Below are 22,607 nucleotides of genomic sequence, written 5' to 3'. Positions count from 1 at the left end.
TGCCTCCAAGCCGGCCGCGAGGTGTGGCAGCTTCACACGGGTATGACGCTTACCCACAGACGCGCCGCCTGGGCGAGCGCATGGAGGTCATCGGGGTCCGAAGTCAATATTTCGTCGTCGTGGTCGCACAACGCGACGAGCGCTGCGTCGATGGCATCGCTCAGGCCGCTGCGTGAAAGGAGCACGCCGGCGCGCCGACCGAGCTGGTCGTCGAGCGGCACGGTGACCACAGCCCGCAACGCCATCGCCAATCTCGCTTGGCGAGCACCCCCTCGCCAGACCTGCGCCACGATGCCGCCGTGAGTCGCCACTGTGCTTCCCGACGTTGCCGCACGCTTGACACGACGCCACAGCGCCCGGTCATTGCCTTCGAGCGCGATGAGCGCGCCGGCGTCGAGGACGACGTCACTCGATCGACTGGATTCGTGCCGCGGCGCGAGCACGGACATCGTCTGCTGCATCGAGGTCGCGCCGACGCTGTGTGTCCATCTCTTCTTCGGTGATCTCGCCGAACTCAGCCTCGTAGTCGGCGACGGCCTCGGTCCAGGCGGCGAGACGCTGACTGTGCCTGCTCTTGGCCTCCATTGCCGCATTCACCCATGCACTCACTGACGATGCCTGCCCGGCGTTCACGGCGTCAGATGCTGTCTCGATGAGTTCTGCATCGATCGTGACGGTAATGCGCCGCTTGGTCATACTTTCATCATATTTGACGTCGCCGATACATCGATCTCCGAGCGCAGACCGTGTGACCGAGACTGCGTGGTCGTCATCGCTCGGGATGCCACGATGATCGTCGCCGTTGAGAAGGCCAGCCAAGATCCCACGCTGCGAACCTGAGAAAAACCTGAGCATGGGCAGGGGACCGGCGTGCGTAGAGTTGCCCGCTGGTTGGCAACCTCTCTGGGAGGCAACATGTCTGTCGCGGCTCCACCCACGCATGCAGCGGCGCGGGCCGTCGCAGCCACCAAGACCTACGGCTCGGGCGACACTGCGGTGCGGGCGCTCGACGCCATCGACGTGACCTTCGGGCAAGGCCGCTTCACCGCCATTATGGGGCCGTCGGGTTCGGGCAAGTCCACGCTCATGCACTGCATGGCGGGACTGGACCGGGTGACCGACGGCCAGGTGCTCATCGGCGAGACCGACCTGTCCTCGCTGTCCGAACGCGACCTGACCCTGCTGCGCCGCGACAACGTGGGATTCGTGTTCCAGGCGTTCAACCTGATCCCGACGCTGACCGCCATCGAGAACATCATGCTGCCCATGGACCTTGCCGGCAGCAAGGGCGACACCGCCTGGATCGACGAGGTGGTGGGGGCCACCGGTCTGGCCGATCGTCTCAAGCACCGGCCCAGCGAGCTGTCGGGCGGGCAGCAGCAGCGCGTGGCGGTGGCACGGGCGCTGGCCGGCAAGCCGCAGGTGATCTTCGCCGACGAACCCACCGGCAACGTCGATCTCAACACCGGCGCGGAGATCCTGGGCTTCATCCGCAATGCGGTGGACGAGATGGGCCAGACCGTCGTGATGGTGACCCACGACGCGGTCGCAGCGTCGTACGCGGACCGGGTCGTGTTCCTAGTGGACGGCAAGATCGTCGACGAACTGCACGACCCCACGCCAGAGCGAATCCGTGCGCACATGAACCAGCTCGGCGCCTGAGCCGACGCATCGGCCCGCGGGCCACACCGACCGGCCACACACCGACAGGGAACTCACATGCTGCGACTCGGCATCAAATCGCTGCTGGCCCACAAGGTCCGCTTCGCGCTGACGGCCAGCACCATCGTCATCGGCGTGGCTTTCGTGGTGGCGGCATTCGTCACCGCCGACTCGCTGCGGTCGGGCTTTGATCAGCTCGCTGAGGACATCAACACTGGCACCGATTACACCGTGCGGGGCGAGCTGACGTTCGGCGACATCACCGAGGCCGTGGCGCCCGCAGTTCCCGCCGATCTGGTCGACGTCATCAACGCGGTAGACGGTGTGGACATCGCCGCGGGCGGACTGTTCGTAGACGGCGTGATACCGGTGGACGGCAGCGGCGAAGCGGTCACCACCTTCGGACCGCCGGTGGCCGGTAGCAATTGGCTCGAAGACGAGTCGCTGTCGCAGTTCTTCCTGATCGAGGGCCGCTGGCCCGTCGGCGGCGAGGAGTTTGCCATCGACGTCGCCACCTACGGCGACGACAGCTACGACTTCGAGCTGGGCGGCACGTACCAGGTGGTCACGCCCACCGGTCCACGCGAGTTCACCCTGACGGGTACGGCACAGTTCGGCTTCCCCGAGAACGCCGGCGTCGGTGCCATCTTCTCGCTGTTCGACACCCCCACGGCGCAGAACGTGCTGGGCTTTCCGGGTGAGTACTCCCAGATCGCCGTGCGGGCCGACGCGGGCGCGGACATCGCCGAGGTGCAGCGCCGCATCGAAGCCGTGCTGCCTGACGGCGTCGAAGTCATTACCGCGGACGACTCCGCCGAGGAGTTCAGCGACGCCACCGAGACGTTCATCGGGCCGTTCCAGACCATCCTGCTGGTCTTCGCGTTCATCGTGCTGTTCGTCTCCATGTTCATCATCTCCAACACGTTCAACATCGTGCTCGGCCAGCGGGTGCGAGAGCTCTCGCTGCTGCGGGCCGTGGGCGCGACGCCCCAGCAGGTGCGCCGGTCGGTCCTGACCGAGTCGGCGATCATCGGCGCGGTTGCTTCGATGGTGGGGCTGGGCCTCGGCATGCTGGGCGCGCTCGGCCTGAAGGCCCTGTTCAACTCGCTCGGGGCGTCGCTGCCTGGAGGTTCGCTGCCGCTGACCCTGCGCACCGTGGCGTGGGCTGTCGTGGTGGGCGTGGGCTTCACGGTGGCGGCGTCGCTGGTGCCCGCCTTCAAGGCTTCGCGCATCTCGCCGGTGGCAGGACTGGCTGAGGGCGCCGGCGGCGACGAGAGCGCCAGCCTCGGCTGGAAGCGCCTGGCGAGCGGCAGCCTGCTCGCAGCCATCGGTCTGGTGCTGACAGGCCTCGGCCTGTTCGCGGACTTCGACGGCGCGACGCCGCAGCTCAGCACGCTTGGAGCGGGCGCTGCGATCACGTTCGTGGCGGTGTCGATCCTGAGTCCGCTGGCGGCCAGATCGGTGGTGTCGCTGCTGGCGCGACCGCTGGCGTGGATCATGCCGATCTCGGGCCGCCTGGCCCGTGCGAACGCCGCCCGCAATCCGCGGCGCACCTCCGCGACCGCGGTCGCGCTCACGATCGGCCTGGCGCTGGTGACGATGGTGTCGATCGTCGGCCAGTCCCTCAAAGTGTCATTCGTCGAGCGGTTCGCCAGTGCGGTGAATGCCGACTTCGTCGTGTCGGTGAACACGCAGGCTGGACTGCCCAAGACGCTCAGCTCCGACATCCGCGCTGCGGGCATCGGCACCCCCGTGGGGTTCGACTTCGACCTCGTGCGGATCGAGATCGCCGGCGGCCCGTCGCGGCCTGCGGGGACGGTGATCGAGACCGACCTGACCGCCGCCAGCATCGGCGATCTCGACGCTGTTGTGAACATCGATGTGGCCCAAGGCAGCTTGGACGGCTTCGATCCGCAGACGGGGCTGCTGGTCCACAGCGACGTTGCCGCGGACGAGGGCTTGGTGCCCGGCGATTCGGTGGACCTCACCTTCGTCAGCGGAGACCGCGTCACAGCGACCGTCGCCGCGACATTCGACGGCACGGCTTTCTGGAGCAGCTGGATCATCGACAGCGCGCTGCATGAACGGGTGGCGACGAGCGCCTTCGACGACATCGTGCTGGTGCGCTCGGCCATCGACGATCCCGAGGCTGCCCGCTCGGCCATCGACGAGGTGCTGGCCGGCTACCCGCAAGCAGCTCTGGAAGACCGTCAGGAATTCCAGGAGAGCGTCGAGTCCAACCTCGACACGGTGCTGGTGCTGGTGAACGTGTTCTTAGGTTTCGCGCTGCTGATCGCGCTGGTTGGCATCGTGAACACCCTCACGCTGTCGGTGTTCGAGCGCATCCGCGAGATCGGGTTGCTGCGCGCCGTGGGCATGACCCGCCGGCAGATGCGGCGCATGATCCGCTGGGAAGCTGCCGCTGTGGCGCTGTACGGCGCCGTGGTGGGCGTGGTGCTCGGCGGAATGTTCGGCATAGCGACTGCAGTGGCGATCCCCGACGACATCATCGACAGGGTGTCGATTCCGTCGGCACAGCTGGTGTCGTTCCTGGTGATCTCCGTGCTGTTCGGGTTGATCGCTGCGCTGTTCCCGGCGTTTCGCGCCAGCCGGATGAACGTGCTCGACGCAATCGCCGACGAGTAGGAGGCTGAGCCGAACGGCGAGGCCGTGGCCCGAGCGGCCCGTGAGCGACAGCAAACCAGAGCGGGAAACAACAGGATCAGCCGGCATGCGGCCTGTTTCCGGCGTCGTTTCTAGACTGCTGCGATGACGTGCCCTGCCTGCGCTACCGAAGTGCCGCAGGGCGCACGCTTCTGCCCGAGCTGCGGCAACCTGCTCTCCCACGCCGAGGAGCGTCGTGTCGTCACGGTGCTGTTCGCGGACCTGGTCGGTTTCACGTCCATGGGCGAGGCCGCCGACCCTGAGGAACTGAAGCATCTCATCGACCAGTGCTTCCAGCGCTTGGTGGGCGACGTCACCGCATTCGGAGGCACGGTCGACAAGATCATCGGCGACGCGATCCTGGCGCTTTTCGGCGCGCCCACCGCCCACGAGGACGACCCCGAGCGTGCGCTGCGGGCCGCGTTCCGGATGCAGCGCTCGCTGGAGGCCTTCAACGTCGAGCGCGGTCTCAACCTGCGGATTCGCATCGGCATCAACACCGGCGAAGTGCTGGTAGGGGCGCTGCGGGCGGGCGGCGACTACACGGCCATGGGCGACACGGTGAACATCGCGAGCCGGCTGGAGACCCTCGCCGAAGCGGGCGAGGTGCTCGTCGGCCCGACGACGCAGGCGGCCACGGTCGGCATCGTGAACTACACGTCCCGGGGCGAGATCGGCCTGCGCGGGCGCGACGAGCCGCTGTCGGTCTACCTGGCCAGCGGCGAACTGGCGCCGCCCGGCCGGCACCGCAGCGCATCGCTGTCTCAGATGGTGGGCCGTGGCCTCGAGAGCGCACTGCTGGACTCGGCCGTTGACACCGCCGTGGCCCGCAGGCGCGCTCAGCTGTGCCAGATCGTGGGTGAAGCCGGCATGGGCAAGACCCGCCTTGCCCGTGAGGCGGTCTCGGGTGCGGTCGAGCGCCACGGGGCGATGGTGCTCGAGAGCATGGCATTGCCCTACGACGAGACAAATCCGCTGCGCTGCCTGGGCGACGCCATCGCGGCAGCGGCAGATGTGAGCGCGAGCGATTCGACCGTGCTGGCCACGCGGCGCATCTCGTCGCTGGTCGCCGAGGTGCTGCAGCCGACGATCGGCGCAGGCCCGCCAGGCAGCTCGGATGCACCCGCCAGCACCGTCAGCTACGAGGAGATCGACGAGATCACCGATGTCGTGCTCGCCGTGCTCGGGCGCGTCGGCACCGGTGACCCCGCGGAGATCGAGTGGCGCGCCGAAGCCACGTTCCGCTCCCTGCGCCGCTTCCTGGGGGCGCTGACCACGCGCCGACCGGTGCTGCTGCTGCTCAGCGACGTGCATTGGGCGGAGGAACGGCTGCTCAGCGTGCTCGAGCAACTGCTGGCGGCACTGGCGAACCAGCCGTTCGTCGTCATCACGACGGCGCGCTGGAACATGGACGAGCAGCGCTGGACGGTGCCGCCGGGTCGTCACAGCACCGTGGTGCTGAACCTGGACCCGCTGGGTCGTGAGGCCACCGCCGAGATGGCCGCTGAGCTGCTGGGCGGCGGCGTGCCCGCCTACTTGGCCGATCAGCTCTACGAACGCAGCGGCGGCAACCCGTTCTTCCTGGAGGAGATGTGCGTGCTGCTGCGTGAATCGGGCGTCGTGGGGCCAGGCGCCCGCCCCGATCACGAGGAACGATCGCTGGCGGAGCTGCCCGACACGCTGCGGGGGCTGGTGGCTGCTCGTCTCGACACGCTGAGCCCGCCCGAGCGGCGGCTGGTGGATGCTGCCTCGGTGCTCGGGGGCGGCGGGGGGATCAGCGAGCTGCTCGAGTTGGTGTCGGCGACGAATCCGGCCGACAGCGGCGACGGAGACCTCGCGGTGTTTCAGCGGCTGGTCGACAAGGACATCTTTGCGAGCGAGGCAGACGCCTGGACCTTCCGCAGCGACGTGGTGCGCGACGTCGCCTACAGCATGCTGACCAAGAGCGACCGGGCCGAGCGTCATCTCGACGTCGCGTTGTGGCTGGCGCAGAACCGCGACGATCCCGCCAGCGATTCGGTCGGCGTCATTGCCGATCACTTCGCTTCGGCAGTGGAACTGGGCGGCGATGCCGGCCAGACAGTGACCGGCACGTCCATTGCCGGCAGTTCCCGTGCAGGCGGTGCCCGCGACGGCGATGTCTTCGAAGGCGGGATGACCGAAGTGGCCATCGAGTGGCTCGGCCGCGCCGGCAAGTGGGCGGCCCAGCGCGACAGCCACTACGCCGCGGCGCAGTTCTACCGACGTGCCATCGAAATGCTGGGAGACGCCGACCCGCGGCTCATCGACATGGCCTTGGGACGGGCGGCCGCGCGCCTGCGGCTGGGGGAGCTGCACGGCGCCCATGCCGACGCCGAGCTGGCCCGCGCCTTGGCGACGCTGAACGGCAACCGGCTCGCCGCGGCACATGGTCTGCGCGTGCTGGGCGAGGTTGCCTTGGCCGGCGACGACCATGCAGCCGCAGACAAGCTGCTCGCCGACGCGCTGGACCAGTTCCGCACGATGGGCGAGGTGCGCGAGGCAGCCGAATCGCTGCGACTGCGCGGGATTGCCTCGCTGCGGGCCGGCGACTACGCACGCGCCGACCGCTACATCAACGAGGCCAACGGCACCTTCGCCTACCTCGGCGACGACAGCGGCGTGGCGTGGTGCCTGCAAAACCTGGCGTGGCTGTCCTTCGAGCAGGGCTTGATCTCCGAAGCCGGCGATCGCATCAGCACCGCCATCGAGCGGTTCGCAGACCTCGGGGACACGGTCGGCCTCGCGACTGCCGAAGGCCTGCTGGCGTTTCTGCGCTTCCACGCCGGCGACCGTGACGAGGCCGAAGATCTGGCCCGCTCAGTGCACGGGATCGCCCACGAAAGGGGCGAGCGCTTCACCGAGGCCATGATGGATCTGCTGCTGGGGTCGCTCAGCCTGTGGTCGGGACGAGCGGCGGATGCAGTCGAGCGTGCCAAAGCCGCGGAGAAGGTCTTCCGCGATGTGCACAGCGACTTCGGCGTGGTGCAGGCGCTCGGGCTGCTGGGCCGGTCGTACGCGGCCGTCGGCGAGCTGCAGCGCAGCAGGGCGATGCTCGCCGAATGTCTGCAGCGGGCAAGCGACATGCCGGGTCGGCCGCTGGAGGGGTTCGCACGGGCGGTACGCGCCGCGGCGGCAGTTCAGATGGGCAGCCCGGAAATGCTTGCCGACGACTTGGCGCGCGCTGGCTGGGAGGCGGCGTCGGATCGTGCGGCGCGGGCGTCGTCGCCTGCGAGCGGGACCGGATCGGGCGCCGAGCGCGCTGTCGTCATCGGTGAGCGGGACCTCGAGGTCTCGCTGGGACTCGCCCTGGCACAGCAAGGCAGAGGGGCTGACGCAGTCGCGGCGCTTGAAGCTGTGCCGTCCGTCCCGCTGCCGCCGATCTACCTGCGCTCATGTCTGGCCATCGCCTATGCGGTCGAGGGGCGCACGATCGACGCGCTGGAGCAATCCCGATTCGCCATGGCGAGCGGCACCGGCACCTACGCCGACATGCGCAACGCCTTGACTGCCCGCGCTCTGGCCCATGCTCGAGACGGTGACCGCCCCGCGATGGAGTCTGCGTTCGAGCAGGCCCTGGTGCTCATCGACGCCACCGACAGCCGGCTCAGCCAGGCCGTGGTGCGGCTGGCCCGTGCCATCGGTCACGAGTCCTTCGAAGCGCCCGACACGCACGAGTTGCGTTCTGAAGCGGAGGTGGCCATGGCTCAGCTCGGGGCCCGGCCCAGCGGCTGGGAGACGGCGTTCCGATTGGCTGCCGGGCTCGAGGCGGCTGCGCCGGTCATCAGCGGCCCGCTGCCTGAGGCGATCCCGTATCCCGGGCAGTCAGAGCAATAGCTGTGGCGTCTGTGTCTTTCGGTTGATCCTCTAGGGTCGCTGCGATGTCTCGGGTTTTGATTGCGAAGCTTGGCCTCGACGGGCATGACCGCGGGGTCAAGGTGGTGGCGCGGATGCTGCGTGATGCCGGCTTCGAGGTGATCTACACCGGGCTGTTCCAGACTCCCGAGAGCGTGGCCGCGGCCGCCGTCGACGAGGACGTGGACGCCATCGGAGTCTCGATGCTGTCGGGCGCCCACGAGGCGCTCATGCCGCTGGTCGTCCAACGCCTGCGTGAGCAGGGGGCCGAGTCGATCCCGGTCATCCTGGGCGGCATCGTGCCCGACGGCGACCTCGACGCGATGCGTGAGGCGGGCGTGGCGGCGGTGCTGACGCCCGGCGCAACTGCCGACGAGGTTGTGGCCGCGGTTCGCGGGGCCATCGAACGATCCCGCCAGACAGCCTGAGATTCTCCTGAACCTCCGCTTGAGTGCCGGGGACCCGGCAGACACGGGCGGGTAGATTGCCCCCCGTGTCTAGCAACGGTTCCATTGAACGGGTAGGGGTGGTCGGCTGCGGCCTGATGGGGTCCGGCATCGCCGAAATCGCTGCCCGCAACGGGTGCGACGTCAAGATTGTCGAAGTCGACGAAGGTGCGCTCGCAGCCGGCATGGCTCGCATCGAGAAGAGCCTGAACCGGGCGGTCAACGCGGGCAAGCTCGACGAGGGTGAACGGGATTCGGCGCTGGGCGCCATGTCGTTCGGCCTCGACCTCGACGATCTCGCCGACCGGGAGTTCGTCATCGAAGCCGTCGTCGAGGCCGAGGCGGCCAAGCTGGAGGTGTTCGGCCGGCTCGCAAAGGTGCTCACCGACCCGACCGCCGTGATGGCCTCGAACACTTCGGCCATCCCGATCATGAAGCTGGCGATGGCGACCGACCGGCCCTCGCAGGTCATCGGCATGCACTTCTTCAACCCGGTGCCCGTGATGGGGCTCGTCGAGGTCATCTCGTCGCTGCTGACCGCCACCGACACTGCCCAGCGGTGCCGGGCGTTCGCGTCCGAACGGCTCGGCAAGCGGGTGGTCGACTCCCAGGACCGGGCCGGCTTCGTCGTGAACGCCCTGCTGATCCCCTACATCCTGTCCGCCATCCGGATGCTCGAATCGGGCTTTGCCTCCACCGAAGACATCGACGCCGGCATGGTGCTGGGCTGCAATCACCCGATGGGCCCGCTGGCCTTGTGCGATCTGATCGGCCTCGACACCACCATGGCGGTGGCCGAGTCGCTCTATGAGGAGTTCCGCGAGCAGCTCTACGCCCCGCCGCCGATGCTCAGCCGCATGTGCGACGCCGGGCTGCTGGGTCGCAAGACCGGCCGAGGCTTCTACACCTACGGCGGTTAGATGTGTCGGACATGCCAGCGGGGATCAATGCCGCGGCGGTCAGCGACTGGTTTGCCCAGCACGTCCCGCAGGCTGCTCAGCCGCTTCGCTTCGAGCTGATCGCGGGCGGGCGTTCCAATTTGACCTACCGCGTGCACTGCGGCGACGGCACCTCGGTGGTGCTGCGCCGCCCCCCGCTGGGACATGTGCTGGCCACGGCGCACGACATGGGCCGCGAGCACAAGATCATCTCCGGCGTCGGCCAGACAGACGTGCCGGTGCCTCGTGCGATTGCGCTGTGCGCTGACCCCGAGGTGAACGAGGCGCCGTTCTACGTGATGAGCCACGAGGTCGGGGCGGTGCTGCACTCCGCCGACGAGTCGGCGCTGGTGCCCCAGAGCGAACGCGCCCCGCTGAGCCGGCAGGTCGCCGACGTGCTGGCTCGCTTGCACGCCGTCGAGCCCGACGATGTCGGCCTCGGCGACCTGGGCCGCCGGGAGGACTACCTGGGCCGGCAGCTGCGCCGCTGGAAGCGCCAGTGGGAACAGTCCAAGACGCGTGAGCTGCCGATCATGGATGACGTGGCCGCAGAGCTCGAGGCCCGCAAGCCCACCCAGATCGGCTCATCCATCGTTCATGGCGACTACCGGCTCGGCAACATGATCTCGGGTGCCAGGCCCAATGAGCACTGGGCCATCGTGGCCGTGCTCGATTGGGAGCTGTGCACGCTGGGCGACCCGATGGCCGACGTGGGTTACCTGATGAACAACTGGGTGTCGCCCGACGAGCCCTCGGCGGGCACCTCGGCTCCGACCCAGGCGGGCGGTTTTGCGTCGCGCAGCGAGATGCTGGATTGGTACGCCGATGCGTCGGGGCGCGATGTCTCGGGAGTCGACTACTACCGCGCGTTCTCGTACTGGCGATTGGCTGCTATATCGGAGGGTGTGCTGAATCGGTACTTGCGAGGCGTGATGGCCGACGCCGCCGAAACCGACACGAACGTCTTCCGCGAGCACGTCGACTTCCTGTCGGCCAGCGCAGCCGAACGTCTCGCCGTTCGCTGATGTTCTTCCCGCACTCGGCCAGCCCGCCCCCGCTGTGGGGATCGAGTAGTACGACACAGTCGGCTGCTGCGCTCGGTGACGGCGCTGAGCCATCGACGCCGCCTGAAGCGCCAGGTCGCGGTGGCGACCAACCGGGCTCCGGTCCCCCAACAACGGCGCTCGACGACGCGCCGCCAACGACCGCCCGCGAGCCGCAGTCCCGACCGGGTTGCCTGCTGGCTGCTGTGGCGGGTGCGGTCGGAGCGCTGGTCGGAGCGCTGGTGGCTGGGTTGATCCTGGTCATCGTTCTCGGCGGCGACGACAGCGGACCGACGGGTGTCGAAAGTGCGGCCGAGTCGCCGCCCAGCACGGAGCTGTCGATTGCCGACGACGCAGGTGAGACTGACGACGGTGGGACCGTGGAGGTGTTGCCACCGGAAGGGTCCACCGGCGACGCGGACTTCTGGAGCCAGGTTCTCGCCAACGCCAACCTGTTCGGCATTCCGCAAGCCGACGGTTCCGCCGCCGCGGGCGACAGCAGCTCATCGGGGGCCGAAACCGTCGACCTCGACCCGAACGTCATCGCCGAGACATGGGCGCGGATGCTCGCCGGCGAGCTTGGTCAGCCCGGGGCGCCGCTGGGCAGCCGCATCGAAGGCATCAACGTCAAAGCGGTGCTCGAGGAGGTGCAGGAGTCGGTGGTGATCGTCAAGATTGCGACCGACGACGGCGGCGAAGGCGGCGGCTCGGGCTTCGTTGTGTCGTCTCGGGGGCACATAGTGACCAACGCCCATGTGGTGGAGGACGCCGACACCGTGGACGTCAGACTCTTCGGCGGGGAACTCCTGGCGGCGGAGGTGATCGCCAGCGATTCCACTAGAGACCTTGCCGTCTTGAAGGTCGATCGAGAGGGACTGCCGACGGTGCGACTGGGCTCCACCGACGGGGTCGAGGTGGGCGATGAGGTGATCGCGATCGGCAACGCGCTCGACATCATCGGCGAGCCGACGGTCACCGCGGGCATTGTGTCTGGCCTCGACCGCTACATCGAGTTCCCCGACGGCAAGCGGCTGGTGAAGCTGATACAGACCGATGCTGCGATCAATCCGGGCAATTCCGGCGGGCCGCTGGTGAATGCGGCAGGCGAGGTGATCGGCGTGAACACTGCGATTCAGGCCAGTTCGTTGGCAGGGCGCGGCATTGCCGAGGGCATCGGTTACGCCATCTCGATCGATCATGCCCGCCCGATCATCGATCAGCTGCTCGAGGGAGTCGTACAGGCCAAGGCGTACCTCGGCGTGCGCATCATTTCGGTGGAGGACTTCATCGCATCGAACCGTGCACCCGAAGAACCCGACGATCCGGGCGCAAACCTCGGCGACCGAGGCCCCGAGACCGTCGAGCCGGGTCCTGATCCCGATGACGAACTGGCCGATGTCGCCGTAGCTCCCGAGGTCACCTATGGAGCGCTCGTCGTGGGCATCGACGCAGGCGGGGCCGCCGATCAGGCGGGCATCGAACCCGGCGATGTGATTGTCGCATTCGACGGCATGGAGATCCGCAGGAGCGAGGACCTCGTGGTGGAGATCTTGGCGCTGCTGCCGGGCACCCGGATCGAGCTGGGTGTGATCGGCGGCGACGGGAGGCTCCGAAGCGTCGAGCTGAACCTCGGCTCCTTCGTTCCTGCGGGCACCGAGGGGTAGCCCCGGCACAGCCAGCCCTGCAGCCCTGCGCGTGTCGCGCCCGTTCGCGATACTGCGGAGGCTGGTCGGGTCGGCGCAGGCTGCACCGGCGACCAGGCTGAACCAAGCTGAACAAGGAGTGCAGAGATGGCTGACCGGGTCTTCGATACAGGGACCGACGACATACTCGTCGACATCAGCGACGGCGTGATGACGATCACGCTCAACCGCCCTGAGCGCCGCAACGCGATGTCCACGCCGATGATGGAGGGGCTCGTCGCTGCGATCGCCGATGCCGAAGTGGCCTCCGACGTGGGGGCGCTGGTGCTGACCGGAGCGGGAGGCGCCTTCTGCGCCGGCGGTGATGTGAAGGGCATGGCCGCGGCCGGCGGCGAGGGCGGCGGCAGCCCGCTGCAGTACGACGCCCGGGTGCACAACCAGCGCCGCAGCCAGCGCGACACCTCCGGACGGCTGTACGAGATGCCGAAGCCGACGATTGCCGCACTGCCGGAGCCGCAGCCGGCGCGGGCCTGTCGATGGCCCTTTCATGCGACCTGCGGTACGCAGCGCCGAACGCGATCATGACCACGGCGTTTGCCCGGGTGGGCTTCAGTGGCGACTACGGCGGCACGTGGTTCATGTCACGCCTGATCGGCTCGGCCAAGGCGCGCGAGCTGTACTTCTTGTCGGATCGGGTCGACATGGACCAGGCCGTGTCGCTGGGACTGGTGAACGGCGTATTCGAAGCCGACAGCCTGATGGACGAGGTGGGCGCCATCGCCCGGCGACTGGCCAACGGACCCACGGTGGCCTACCGCTACATGAAGGAGAACCTGAACCGGGCGGTGCACGGCGACATGGGCGAGTGCCTCGACATGGAGGCCGCGCACCACATCCACACCGGGCAGACCGACGACCACAAGGAAGCGGCGCAGGCGTTCGTGGACAAGCGCGAGCCGGTGTTCCACGGCCGGTAACCGAGGCGCCCGTCACGAGCACGGGCCAACAGCGGCTTCTCTAACAGCCGTTCGGTTTACGCGATTGACGGCGCGGGCGTCGCCGTACGCTGGTTTCGATGCGGAACGAGGTCGACCTCAGCGAGGTCGATCCGGCGCGGGTGCCGACTGTGCCTTCGAGCGTGCCCGTAACCCGTCGCGATCCGCAGGATGGGGCGGTTCCGAGGGCGGGTGCCGGCGCTCCTGCGATACCGCGCCGCGATGCGATCGGCGATGTCGACACTGGTCAGCGCAACGGCGCAGTTCCGCCTGTCGAGTCTTCCGCGCCGACAATCTTGCGAGCGGCCGAGCCCGGCGATGCCGATCTGCCACCGAAGTCCACGACGCGCCACGCTGGGGCCCTTGAGCCAGTCTCGGGATCCGCGTGGAGGGGTCTGGCAGTTGCGTCCATGGGAACGGTGCTGTTGGGCTTCAACAGCACCGCTTCCAACCTGGCGCTGGATTCCATCCGGGACGGCTTCGAAGGCGCCACAGCTTCCGATGTGGGCTGGGGCATCGCCGGCTTCATGATCGGCACGGCCGCCTTCTTGCCGCTGGCGGGCCGTCTCGCCGACCGGATCGGCCGCAAGCGCATCTTCCAGATCGGGCTGGCGCTGTTCGCGCTGTCTGCGGTGTTCTCCGCCATCGCGCCCACCGTGTGGACGTTGAACTTGGCGCGAGTGATGCAAGCCATCGCCGGTGCGGCCATCCTTCCCGCCTCGCTCAGCTTGGTGCTGCCACTGTTTCCCAAATCCAGGCGCACCACGGCCGTCGGACTGTGGTCCGCATCGGGGCCGCTTGCCGCAGCCATCGCCCCACAAGTGTCCACACTGCTGCTGGCTGTGGCGGGCTGGCGGGTGCTGTACTTCGTGAGCGCCCCCATTGCGGGGCTGCTGTTCTTCGTGGGCCTGCGTGTGCTGAGCGAACAGCCGACACCGCCCAAACTCCAGCGGCTGGACATCGTCGGGGCGACTGCGGGCACGGTGGCGCTGCTGGCCCTCGTAACGCCCTTGATGCAGGGCAGGGAATGGGGATTCGTGTCCCCGCTGTCTCTCTCGATTGCCGCTGTCGGCGTGCTCGCGCTGGCGGTCTTTGTCGTCAATTCGCTGCGCCATCCCGAGCCGCTGCTGAACCTGCACTTGTTGCGGCGCCGCGCCGTGTGGGTGACGCAGCTGGCAAATTTCTTGGTCGGTATCTCGTCGCAGTCGCTGTGGCTGCTGTGGCCGCTGTTCTTGCAGAACGTGTGGGGCTACGGGGTCGCAGGGGTTGGACTGGCACTGACCCTCGGACCCATCGCGGCGGGTTTCTCCACTGTCACCTTCAGCCGCTTGGGCGATCGTTGGTCGGCGATCTGGCTGTGCCGGACAGGGGCCGCCGTGCAGATCGCGTCGACTGGCTGGCTGGTGCTCGCACTTGGCACCGAACCGAACTACTGGTTCGCGATGGCGCCCAGCATCCTGCTGTACGGCATGGGCTGGGGCATGTGCGTGCCGCTGCTCAACAGCGTGGCGCTCAAGGCAGTGCCCGACAAGTACTTCGGGGAGGTCAGCGGGCTGTTCAACACGTTGCGGTATGCGTCGGCGGCGATCGGCATCGCAGCGTTCTTTGCCTTGCTCACCGAAGACTCAGGACCCGGCTCCCTCATCTATTACCAACACGCACTGGTGTTCTTCCTGGTTGCGGCCAGCGTGGCGTTCGCGTCGCTGTGGATCCCCATCGGACGGCCGGATCGCTCGGACAACTGAGGGGAAGCGCCTGCGCGCGGTGTCATGCAGAACCGTATGGCACGCTGAGCCCTTGACTCTCGACCAGGTGCTGCAACTGTTCGCCGCCGCGGCGATCCTGTGCAATGTCGCGACGCTCGGTCTTGCGGTGGCAGCACTGCGGCGCCGCGGCGGTCCCGGTCGCGGGCGTGTGTCGACTGGGCGAGGGACGGCTGCGGTAGGCGCCCGGACGGTCGTGGGAATGGCGGCGCTGTTGGCGATTGCGGCCACGCTGGGCTCGCTGTACCTGTCCGAGATCGCCCATCTCGAGCCGTGCCGCTGGTGCTGGTTCCAGCGCATCGCGATGTACCCGCTGGCGCTGGTGCTCGCCGTCGGCTGGGCACGCAAGGACCGGGGCGTGCATTTGTACGGGCTGCCGATGTGCGCGGCGGGCGCTGCGATGTCGACGTGGCACTACCTGCTGCAGCACTTTCCCGATCTCGAGGGTGCCACGACGTGCAGCCTGACGAGTCCGTGCGCCGTGCGGTACGCGTGGGAGTTCGGTTTCGTGTCGATCCCGTACATGGCCGGCAGCGTGTTCGTGCTGGTGGGCGCTCTACTGATCTCGTCGCGGCGCCGAACCTGAGTATCCGTCGCGGGTGGCGATGAAAGCGAGCGTGCGCCTTCTACGGTGTTCAACATGAACAAGAACGTGACCGGACAATGAAGCGGTTGCTCGGCAAGTTGATCCCCCGGACCACGGGCGGGCGCTGGGCGGCGGCGGCAGTCCTCGGCCTAGCTTCGGCGGCGGTCCTGTACTTGGCCTTTTCCGTGTTCGCTGTCCACAAGTTGTTCGTCGATGACGTGGTGGACGAGGAGGCGCCCGAGTTCGCTGTCGATCTTGGCGAGACCGATATCGACGAGCTCATCAGCGCTGCACTGGCCGGTGGCGATTCCGAGGGACGGGCTGCGCTCGCCGAGCGCCGCACGGAGCTCGAATCCGAAGCCGACCGCATGCGCGAAGACGCAATGGCCGACGGCTCGGACGAGGCGATGGGCCATATGTACGGGCATCTGAACCCGATGCTCGAAGAGATCGCCCAGCTGGAAGCCGCTGAGGAGCAGATGATGAGCCCCGACGAGGCGGCGCAGCTCGCCGCCGAGCGAGAGCGGGAGCAGGCCGAGACAATGGCAGCGGCCGAGGAGATGGCTGAGGGCGGCGTCCGGGTCGCCTATGTCGGGAGCTTCGGGCCCCGGACGCACCCCGCCGAGGGCACTGCGGTGGTGCTGACCGACGGCACCCAGACATTCCTGCGATTCGACGACGACTTCGCCACCGACAACGGCCCCGATCTGAACGTGTACCTGCACACTGCGGGTCCGGACGCATCGGTTGGCGACCTCGTGGACGATTTCATCGACCTGGGCGATCTGAAGGGCAATATCGGGGCACAGAACTACGTGATTCCCGACGACGTGGACCTCGACCGCTACAGCACCGTGTCGGTCTGGTGCGTCCGCTTCCGCGTGGTCTTCGGCACCGCCGAACTGGCGCCCATGAACTGACGCCCTGCCGCCTCTCCAGATCAGGCGGCCGTCATGAAGCGCACGTTGAGGTGCAGGTAGGCGTTCGTGTTCGGGTGCTTCGCCCAGATCTCCTGCCACTCGGCGCCGCCGAGGGTTGACCTGAAGCCCTCGTCGCGGGCTTCCCGGCTTGCCCATCGGATGATCCAGCACACGTTCGGCTGGCCGTGGGGGGACACCTGCGGGTCTGATCCCGCAACCTCGGGCTCATGGCCGTCGTCGACCCAGAAGTCGATCACGTCGAGATTGGCCCGCAGCCAAGGCGCCGCATGGTCGGTGGCCCACTGCCGGTACGCCTCAAACCACTCGGGCTCGATGGTGTAGTCCCGTACTTCCACAATCGCTTCGGTGTCGTCAGGCATGGTGCATCCCCTTTGGGTTCGTCAATGCTGCGCGAGTTCTCTTTGCTAGCCGACGTCGCAAGCTGATGTCGGGGCTTGCCGATGGCCGCAGGGGCTGGTCTGCATGCGTCAGCGCCGCAGGGCTGGTGAGCCTCTTGGCCCGTGCGTTTCGTCAGGCCGGCTTGCCGTCGGTCGTGATGGCCCCGATGTCCTCGATCACGTCGGGCGGCAGGTCGGCGCCGATGTCCATGGAGACGCTGGCGTTCACCTCGTCGACCAGGCCGTCGAAGTGCTCGGCAATGGCGCCGGCGATCTGGTCATGGCGACCCACTGCAGCAAAGAGCCGCACCACGTTGTCGTCGACGCAGCCGGCCATCTGGCCCCAGCCGTCGTTGCGTGAGAGATGGTTGAGCTTCTCGCCGAGGTCCCCGAGATCGTGCTGTTCGAGCACCGGCCAGTACGCCCGGGTGCTGCCGTAGAAGCCGATCCGGTAGCGGACCCACTCGACCATGCGCTCCACGGCCTCGTCGTCGGGGCCGGTGCAGATGAACCCGCCGCCGGTCACCCAGAAGTCGCTGCGGCTGCGCGCGGCCCGGTCCAAACCGGCTTGCAGCTGGGGCATCACATGTTCCCGCAGATAGTCCGGCGTGCAGAAGCCGTGCAGGCGCACCCCGTCGCAGTACTGCCCGGCGACTCGCAGCATGGCCGGGCCGACCGCAGCGATCATGATCGGCGGCGTTGGCCCGTCAAGCGGCTCGGGCGTGAAGTTCGGCGTCATCAGCGAGAAGCGGTAGTGCTCGCCCTCGTAGCTGAGCTGCTCGCCGGTGGACCAGGTGTGCCAGATGGCCCGGATCGCCTGCACGTACTCGGCCATGCGGGGCGCCGGCGCCGACCACGGCACGCTGAACCGCCGCTCGTTGTGGCCCTTGACCTGGCTGCCGATGCCCAGCACGAAGCGCCCGCCCGAGGCCGCCTGCAGGTCCCACGCAGTCGACGCGGTCACCATCGGGCTGCGGGGGAAGCTGATCGCCACGCTGGTGGCGAGCTTCACCCGCTCGCTGTGCACCGCTGCGATGCCGAGGGGGATGAACGGCTCATGCCGGTTCTCCATCGTGACGACGCAGTCGTAGCCGTCGGCCTCGATGCGGCGTACCTCGTCGGGCACGGCTCGCAGGTTGTGCTGAGGCAATGTCGCGCTGACATGCATGGGGCGCTCCCGTCTTCCAGCGAGCCATCATGCTGCAACAGCCGCGTCGCTGCTGCCGAGCGTGCCTGCTGATGCCGTGCCCACCCAATCAGCGCCCTCGGCAGGATTCGAACCTGCGACGCACGGTTTAGGAAACCGACGCTCTATCCCCTGAGCTACGAGGGCGGGACCTGTGCGGAATGTAGTGCGGGTATCGGCGCGGGTAACAGTGCGGGTGTCGCGAATCGCACTCGCACCGCCGCGGGATCGGCTTGGTCCGGGGTCGGTATCTATTGGCCTTGTGGTTTCGTGGCGGCCGGCTGGCCGCAGTGGCTTTTGCCAGGTGCTTGACCCGGATTGGCTCGCCGTCGGCGAACAGAGCCTTGTAGCGCTGAGAATGCGTTGGAACAGTGACTGCTTCGGTAGACGCCATTACGGGCGCTTCGCGGTTGCGCGTGTTGCGTCTGACTTCGCGCGACAGGTTCGGAGTTTCTTCAAGCAGCGTCGGGCAGGGTTGGCGGTCTTTGTTCAGGAGGCCGCAGCTGATGAGTTCGCAGGACCGCAAACCGAACAAGCTGCTCTCAGCAGAGCAGAAGTACGACTTGTGGGTGAGGATGCTCATTGCCAACGGCCCGGCGAAGAGGCCTATCCCACCCAGCCCTTCCCGCCCAAATCACCGCCGTTCGCTCTTCAAGGTGTCGCGCTGGACGACCAGAACGATCTGACAACGCAGATGCATGCGCTCGCGGCAGCCGAGATGCAGCGGTTCGCGCTGGGTCCCCTCGTCACACCGCCGAGTCCGCAGGGAACGCTGCAGCGACCAAGCGGCGGCGCAACACCGTCTGAGACTTATTCCAACCCGATGACCTACACGGCGCAGTCAGGCCGGCAGTCTGTCGTCGCTAGCGGCCGCAGGGCGAATGCCGCGCTCGTCGCCTTCACACTGCCCTGACGGGGGTGGCGGTCGGGATTGGGGCGGCCCGCAGGGACCGTTGAGACAGCCGTGGCAGGGCGCTGCTCATGGGCCGTCGCCGACGTCGCTCACGAGATCGATGATGCCGATCGAGGGGCGGACGCCGAGTCGCAGCTGGGGGGCGTTGCCGCGCTCGCGGCCTACGCCCGTTGACACGTAGATCGGTGTGCCGTCCAGCTCCGCCAGCCCGCCGGCGGCGATGTGTCTTGGCACGTTTGACAGGGTCAGCGGCGGACCGAAGATCGGCAGCGAGACCTGCCCGCCATGGGTGTGGCCGGCAACCAGCAAATCGACCGGCGTCGCCCGCACCAGCTCGATGGCATCCGGCTTGTGACCGAGCAGGATCCGCACCCCGGCCTGCCCGTCGCCGGCGCGCCCATTGCTCGTTTGCACGCCCCCGGCTGGTTCGGCGCCCGCGAGTCGCGCCGCCATTCGCCGAGCTGCCGCGTCGTCGCCGAACAGCGTCGTGCCGCCGATGCTCACCAACACGCCTTTGAGCTCGAAGGTGTCGATCTCGTTGTCGAGCACTCTGGCTCCGGTGCGGGCGGTGATCTGCCGCAGGCCGGCGACGGTGTCGGTGTTGCCGCTCACCAAGTACACGAGCGGCACCTCGTCGACGATCCGCTCGATCAGCTGCGTGAACTGTGGTGCACGCTCGTCCAGCAATTCGGCATCGAACTGATACAGGTCACCGGGCAGCAGCACGATGTCGGGCCCGAAGCCGAGCAGGCGTTCGGTCGCATCGCGCTCGTAGTCGCCGATGGCGGTGGTCTGCAGATCAGCCAGCACGCCGATCCGGATCGGCTCATCGACCCCGACGACCGCAAGCTCCACGGCATCCACCTTCAGCCAGAAGGGCTCCACATGCGTCGCATAGAGGCCGACCGGCACGGCAGCCAAGGCGATGACGCAGGCGGCGGTGACAGCCCCAGGTCGCGGCCGGGCCCAAAGCAGCACGATGCCGCCGGCCAGCGGCACCCCGACGGTACCCACGACATAGGCGACATGGATCAGCGTGAACCCGTCCGCACCGGTGATCGCCAGCCCCCCGACGCCGAACACCACCGTGCCCGCGAACCCCACGCCCGCAGCCCGCCCGAGCACCGGTCCGCCGCCGAGGCCGCCACGCAGCCACCGCACCGTCAAGAACCCCGAGACGGCACCCACCAGCACAGCAGCCGCAACTGAGTAGTAGTTCAAGATCATCTACGGCACGACTCCGAGTCAGCAGGGTGTCACAGATCAGCCGCTCACCGAAATCGGCCTTGCAAGACCATGATTTCGCCTTCGTTTCATAGGCGGCGGCGTGAGATGGGGAATGGCTCGCTTGAGGTAGTCATCGAACCCGGGAACGGTGAAAGCGGCATAGCCGTGCTCGGTCGCATACAGCAAGCCCTTGTCGATGAGCTGCTTTCGGGTCGGACCGCACTCAGACGAGGTGCGATCGAGTAGATCGGCTACTCGGCTTGCGAGCTGTGCGTCGGGTCCGAGTTCTGCCATTGCCCGCAGGTAGGCCTTCTGAAGTTCGGTTGTGCGCTCGAGCCGAACCTTGAAGAATCCGGAATCCAGCTTTTCCTGCACCACCAGCTTGGCGCGCAGCCCATCCATTTCGTTGATCGATGACCCGGAGGCGAGGTCCCATGCTGCCTCGCCGAATTCCTGCAGGAAGTAGGGATACCCCTCAGAGAATTCCAGTCCGAGATCGAGGGCTTTGTCACCGAAATCCACGTCGAGTCTTCTCGCAGGCTCTCGCAGGACTTCCCGCGCCTCCGAATCGTCGAGCTTCCCGATAGAGGGGAACTTGAACAGGCGCTCTGCGTAGGTCTTGGCGTCTCCGACGAGTTCGTGAATCTGCGGCAATCCAGCGGCCGCCGCGGTGAGAGGCAGCGAGCGTTGAACGGTCTTGTGGACGGCCGCAATGAGTGCCTCCATCTGTGGCCGTGTCAAGAAGTGCAATTCGTCGAGCAACAGCACGACCCCGGTGTCGTGCTCACGAGCGGCCTCGCCCACGCCGACCAGCAGATCGCTCAGGTCGGCGTCGAGATCTCCGCTGTCGGCCACGCCCACCGAGGCATCGGCGTCGAGCCCGACCGTGAGATGACCCTCGGGGTCGACCTTGAGCGTGAACGAACGCAGTGCGCCGATCGCGCCCCTGAGCTTCTCGGTCCACCGGTTTCGGGCGCTGATGCCGTGCAGCACGCGCCGCAGTTCGCGGGCGATGCTCCTTCGAAACTGCGCCTCGTCCCACTTGGAGACCTCAATCTCGACCACGTTCCATTCGCGTTCCAGCGCGAGGTGACGGAACTCGCCAAGCAGCACGGTCTTGCCCACCCCGCGCAGTCCGACGGCGATCAAGGACTTCTCGGTGTAGCCGGCTTCGAGACGGTGCAGCAGCACATCGAAATCCTCCAGTTCGCTCTTGCGGCCTACGAGCACTGGAGGCTTGGCGCCTGCGTTGGGCGTGTACGGGTTGAGACGGCGGTCCATCGATGCGGTCTGCCTCCTCGGTGCATCTGCTTTTCATAGTTTATAGCGCTTTTGTTTTAGAAACAAAAAGCCTATAATCCTTGCAAAACCGAGCTACGTCACCGACGACGCGTCTTGGATTCCGGCCTTGCGCCATGGTGGCGCAAGCTCATGCAACCCGTGAGGGTCTCTGAGCTAAGCCCCCAACGGCCTCAGCTCAGGGCATCGGCGGCAGCTCGCCGTTCAGGGCCACCTACGTTCCGTCGGCGCCAGACGAGATAGCGGACTTCAGCGACGATCTCATCGCGTTCGCGAATGAGCGAACCGACCTCGACTCGAACTCCCACGCGGCGGTCCTGCATGCCCAGTTCGAGGCGATCCATCTCTACGGCGACGGCAACGGCCGCCTCGGCCGCATACTCGTCACCGGAGCCCTGCGGCGGGCGGGCCTGACCCGCCACTCGACGGTGCCGATCAGCTCGCCGACCGCATCGCGGCTGATGTGAAGGCCGCCGAAGAACTGCGGGCGCTGGCGGATCGCTGCCAGCGCATGCTGTCGATGTGAGGCTGCTGCTCGACGAGATGTATCCGCCCTCGGCTGCTGGCGAACTGGGGCGGCTCGGCCACAACGCCCTCAGCGTCGCCGCCCCAGCAGCGTGTGGAGCGGCACAAAGGCACTTCACCAGTAGCGCATGCGTTGGGATTAGAAGGGCGATTCCTCGTCGATGAGCCCCAGGTATTGCAGCACTCTCATCTGGACCTCGTCCAGCTTGGGCCGCGGGACGCTGCCGGTCAGGTCTTGGAGATCCGACTTAGGCATGGCCTGAAGCGCCGGCACCCGTACCCAGCATTTCTCGGGCATGTTGCCGTCGCCGGCGGCGAGCTTCACGCAGAGTTCGGTGCGGAATCTCGTGGATTTCGAGATCGGACATCCGAGCACGACACGCCAGTTTTCCCGGTCGTTGTAATCGGCTGCGCTGAGTACGAGGAACGGCCGGCGCGAGTCGTGCACACTCCGATGCTTGCCGTCGTCCAGCGAGATGAGTTCGTCCGCGACCAGATAGATGCCGCCGGTGACAGGCCGGTCCAC

General features: G+C 67.4%; 21 protein-coding genes and 1 tRNA gene. 14 read left to right on the top strand and 8 right to left on the bottom strand.

What is annotated here, in order from left to right; translation table 11 throughout:
- Window positions 1-32: 32 nt before the first annotated feature.
- Window positions 33-449 (bottom strand): PIN domain-containing protein, encoded by a 417-nt coding sequence (locus ACOGJB_RS09325; RefSeq protein ID WP_419840531.1) that lies wholly within the window; start codon window positions 447-449, stop codon window positions 33-35.
- On the bottom strand, window positions 406-696 hold the full coding sequence (locus ACOGJB_RS09320; protein ID WP_419840530.1) for a hypothetical protein: 291 nt from the start codon (window positions 694-696) through the stop codon (window positions 406-408). The genes ACOGJB_RS09325 and ACOGJB_RS09320 overlap by 44 nt, the downstream gene beginning before the upstream one ends.
- 219 nt (window positions 697-915) lie before the next feature.
- On the opposite strand from ACOGJB_RS09320, the gene ACOGJB_RS09315 reads away from it, so the two are divergent.
- The 12 genes from ACOGJB_RS09315 to ACOGJB_RS09260 all read left to right on the top strand — a co-directional run bounded on the left by ACOGJB_RS09315 (window position 916) and on the right by ACOGJB_RS09260 (window position 16,533).
- Window positions 916-1,662 (top strand): ABC transporter ATP-binding protein, encoded by a 747-nt coding sequence (locus ACOGJB_RS09315; RefSeq protein ID WP_419840529.1) that lies wholly within the window; start codon window positions 916-918, stop codon window positions 1,660-1,662.
- A 57-nt stretch (window positions 1,663-1,719) separates the two neighbouring features.
- The gene (locus ACOGJB_RS09310) at window positions 1,720-4,308 is read left to right on the top strand and encodes an ABC transporter permease (RefSeq protein WP_419840528.1); all 2,589 of its coding nucleotides are present in this window, start codon (window positions 1,720-1,722) and stop codon (window positions 4,306-4,308) included.
- A 123-nt stretch (window positions 4,309-4,431) separates the two neighbouring features.
- Entirely contained in the window at window positions 4,432-8,181 is a 3,750-nt protein-coding gene (locus ACOGJB_RS09305; protein ID WP_419840527.1) for an adenylate/guanylate cyclase domain-containing protein, read from the top strand.
- A 44-nt stretch (window positions 8,182-8,225) separates the two neighbouring features.
- Window positions 8,226-8,627 (top strand): cobalamin B12-binding domain-containing protein, encoded by a 402-nt coding sequence (locus tag ACOGJB_RS09300; RefSeq protein WP_419840526.1) that lies wholly within the window; start codon window positions 8,226-8,228, stop codon window positions 8,625-8,627.
- A gap of 65 nt (window positions 8,628-8,692) precedes the next feature.
- A complete protein-coding gene (locus ACOGJB_RS09295) occupies window positions 8,693-9,565 on the top strand; it encodes a 3-hydroxybutyryl-CoA dehydrogenase (protein WP_419840525.1) in 873 nt (290 codons plus the stop codon).
- Window positions 9,566-9,576: 11 nt separating this feature from the next.
- Window positions 9,577-10,608, top strand: coding sequence for a phosphotransferase family protein (locus ACOGJB_RS09290; RefSeq protein WP_419840524.1), 1,032 nt, complete (start codon window positions 9,577-9,579; stop codon window positions 10,606-10,608).
- Between the two features lie 260 nt (window positions 10,609-10,868).
- Window positions 10,869-12,290, top strand: coding sequence for a S1C family serine protease (locus tag ACOGJB_RS09285; protein WP_419840523.1), 1,422 nt, complete (start codon window positions 10,869-10,871; stop codon window positions 12,288-12,290).
- A 126-nt stretch (window positions 12,291-12,416) separates the two neighbouring features.
- On the top strand, window positions 12,417-12,854 hold the full coding sequence (locus ACOGJB_RS09280) for an enoyl-CoA hydratase-related protein (RefSeq protein WP_419840522.1): 438 nt from the start codon (window positions 12,417-12,419) through the stop codon (window positions 12,852-12,854).
- Window positions 12,806-13,246: an enoyl-CoA hydratase-related protein gene (locus tag ACOGJB_RS09275; protein WP_419840521.1), complete on the top strand. Its 441-nt coding sequence runs from the start codon at window positions 12,806-12,808 to the stop codon at window positions 13,244-13,246. Before ACOGJB_RS09280 ends, ACOGJB_RS09275 begins: the two co-directional genes overlap by 49 nt.
- A 98-nt stretch (window positions 13,247-13,344) precedes the next feature.
- Window positions 13,345-15,009: an MFS transporter gene (locus tag ACOGJB_RS09270; protein WP_419840520.1), complete on the top strand. Its 1,665-nt coding sequence runs from the start codon at window positions 13,345-13,347 to the stop codon at window positions 15,007-15,009.
- A gap of 52 nt (window positions 15,010-15,061) precedes the next feature.
- Entirely contained in the window at window positions 15,062-15,613 is a 552-nt protein-coding gene (locus ACOGJB_RS09265; protein ID WP_419840519.1) for a disulfide bond formation protein B, read from the top strand.
- Between the two features lie 77 nt (window positions 15,614-15,690).
- A complete protein-coding gene (locus ACOGJB_RS09260; protein WP_419840518.1) occupies window positions 15,691-16,533 on the top strand; it encodes a DM13 domain-containing protein in 843 nt (280 codons plus the stop codon).
- A gap of 20 nt (window positions 16,534-16,553) precedes the next feature.
- On the opposite strand, the gene ACOGJB_RS09255 is transcribed toward ACOGJB_RS09260, so the two are convergent.
- From ACOGJB_RS09255 to ACOGJB_RS09245, 3 genes are all read right to left on the bottom strand, one after another.
- On the bottom strand, window positions 16,554-16,913 hold the full coding sequence (locus ACOGJB_RS09255; RefSeq protein ID WP_419840517.1) for a hypothetical protein: 360 nt from the start codon (window positions 16,911-16,913) through the stop codon (window positions 16,554-16,556).
- A 151-nt stretch (window positions 16,914-17,064) separates the two neighbouring features.
- Window positions 17,065-18,099 (bottom strand): TIGR03617 family F420-dependent LLM class oxidoreductase, encoded by a 1,035-nt coding sequence (locus ACOGJB_RS09250; RefSeq protein WP_419840516.1) that lies wholly within the window; start codon window positions 18,097-18,099, stop codon window positions 17,065-17,067.
- Window positions 18,100-18,191: 92 nt separating this feature from the next.
- Window positions 18,192-18,264: transfer RNA gene (locus tag ACOGJB_RS09245), tRNA-Arg, on the bottom strand.
- Window positions 18,265-18,682: 418 nt separating this feature from the next.
- On the opposite strand from ACOGJB_RS09245, the gene ACOGJB_RS09240 reads away from it, so the two are divergent.
- Complete coding sequence (locus ACOGJB_RS09240; RefSeq protein WP_419840515.1) at window positions 18,683-19,030, top strand: hypothetical protein; 348 nt, start codon at window positions 18,683-18,685, stop codon at window positions 19,028-19,030.
- 66 nt (window positions 19,031-19,096) lie between these two features.
- Here the strand turns inward: ACOGJB_RS09240 and ACOGJB_RS09235 are convergent, their stop codons facing one another.
- Entirely contained in the window at window positions 19,097-20,257 is a 1,161-nt protein-coding gene (locus ACOGJB_RS09235) for a metallophosphoesterase (protein WP_419840514.1), read from the bottom strand.
- A gap of 36 nt (window positions 20,258-20,293) precedes the next feature.
- Entirely contained in the window at window positions 20,294-21,538 is a 1,245-nt protein-coding gene (locus tag ACOGJB_RS09230; protein WP_419840513.1) for an ATP-binding protein, read from the bottom strand.
- Between the two features lie 203 nt (window positions 21,539-21,741).
- Here ACOGJB_RS09230 and ACOGJB_RS09225 point away from each other — a divergent pair, with 203 nt between their 5' ends.
- Window positions 21,742-22,023, top strand: coding sequence for a Fic family protein (locus ACOGJB_RS09225; protein WP_419840706.1), 282 nt, complete (start codon window positions 21,742-21,744; stop codon window positions 22,021-22,023).
- A 197-nt stretch (window positions 22,024-22,220) separates the two neighbouring features.
- Here ACOGJB_RS09225 and ACOGJB_RS09220 read toward each other — a convergent pair whose 3' ends face one another.
- Window positions 22,221-22,607: a type II toxin-antitoxin system PemK/MazF family toxin gene (locus tag ACOGJB_RS09220; protein WP_419840512.1), complete on the bottom strand. Its 387-nt coding sequence runs from the start codon at window positions 22,605-22,607 to the stop codon at window positions 22,221-22,223.

Origin of the sequence: Candidatus Poriferisodalis sp., from assembly GCF_965208895.1 — a bacterium.
Lineage (GTDB): Bacteria > Actinomycetota > Acidimicrobiia > Acidimicrobiales > Poriferisodalaceae > Poriferisodalis.
Note: the sequence above shows the minus strand (reverse complement) of the source record. Positions and strands in the feature narration are given on the sequence as shown.

Bases quoted from the DNA above. Each gene is read 5' to 3' on its own strand.
- ACOGJB_RS09325 (WP_419840531.1), bottom strand. From the start codon at position 449: ATGTCCGTGCTCGCGCCGCGGCACGAATCCAGTCGATCGAGTGACGTC.
- ACOGJB_RS09320 (WP_419840530.1), bottom strand. From the start codon at position 696: ATGACCAAGCGGCGCATTACCGTCACGATCGATGCAGAACTCATCGAG.
- ACOGJB_RS09315 (WP_419840529.1), top strand. From the start codon at position 916: ATGTCTGTCGCGGCTCCACCCACGCATGCAGCGGCGCGGGCCGTCGCA.
- ACOGJB_RS09310 (WP_419840528.1), top strand. From the start codon at position 1,720: ATGCTGCGACTCGGCATCAAATCGCTGCTGGCCCACAAGGTCCGCTTC.
- ACOGJB_RS09305 (WP_419840527.1), top strand. From the start codon at position 4,432: ATGACGTGCCCTGCCTGCGCTACCGAAGTGCCGCAGGGCGCACGCTTC.
- ACOGJB_RS09300 (WP_419840526.1), top strand. From the start codon at position 8,226: ATGTCTCGGGTTTTGATTGCGAAGCTTGGCCTCGACGGGCATGACCGC.
- ACOGJB_RS09290 (WP_419840524.1), top strand. From the start codon at position 9,577: ATGCCAGCGGGGATCAATGCCGCGGCGGTCAGCGACTGGTTTGCCCAG.
- ACOGJB_RS09280 (WP_419840522.1), top strand. From the start codon at position 12,417: ATGGCTGACCGGGTCTTCGATACAGGGACCGACGACATACTCGTCGAC.
- ACOGJB_RS09275 (WP_419840521.1), top strand. From the start codon at position 12,806: ATGGCCCTTTCATGCGACCTGCGGTACGCAGCGCCGAACGCGATCATG.
- ACOGJB_RS09270 (WP_419840520.1), top strand. From the start codon at position 13,345: ATGCGGAACGAGGTCGACCTCAGCGAGGTCGATCCGGCGCGGGTGCCG.
- ACOGJB_RS09260 (WP_419840518.1), top strand. From the start codon at position 15,691: ATGAAGCGGTTGCTCGGCAAGTTGATCCCCCGGACCACGGGCGGGCGC.
- ACOGJB_RS09255 (WP_419840517.1), bottom strand. From the start codon at position 16,913: ATGCCTGACGACACCGAAGCGATTGTGGAAGTACGGGACTACACCATC.
- ACOGJB_RS09250 (WP_419840516.1), bottom strand. From the start codon at position 18,099: ATGCATGTCAGCGCGACATTGCCTCAGCACAACCTGCGAGCCGTGCCC.
- ACOGJB_RS09235 (WP_419840514.1), bottom strand. From the start codon at position 20,257: ATGATCTTGAACTACTACTCAGTTGCGGCTGCTGTGCTGGTGGGTGCC.
- ACOGJB_RS09230 (WP_419840513.1), bottom strand. From the start codon at position 21,538: ATGGACCGCCGTCTCAACCCGTACACGCCCAACGCAGGCGCCAAGCCT.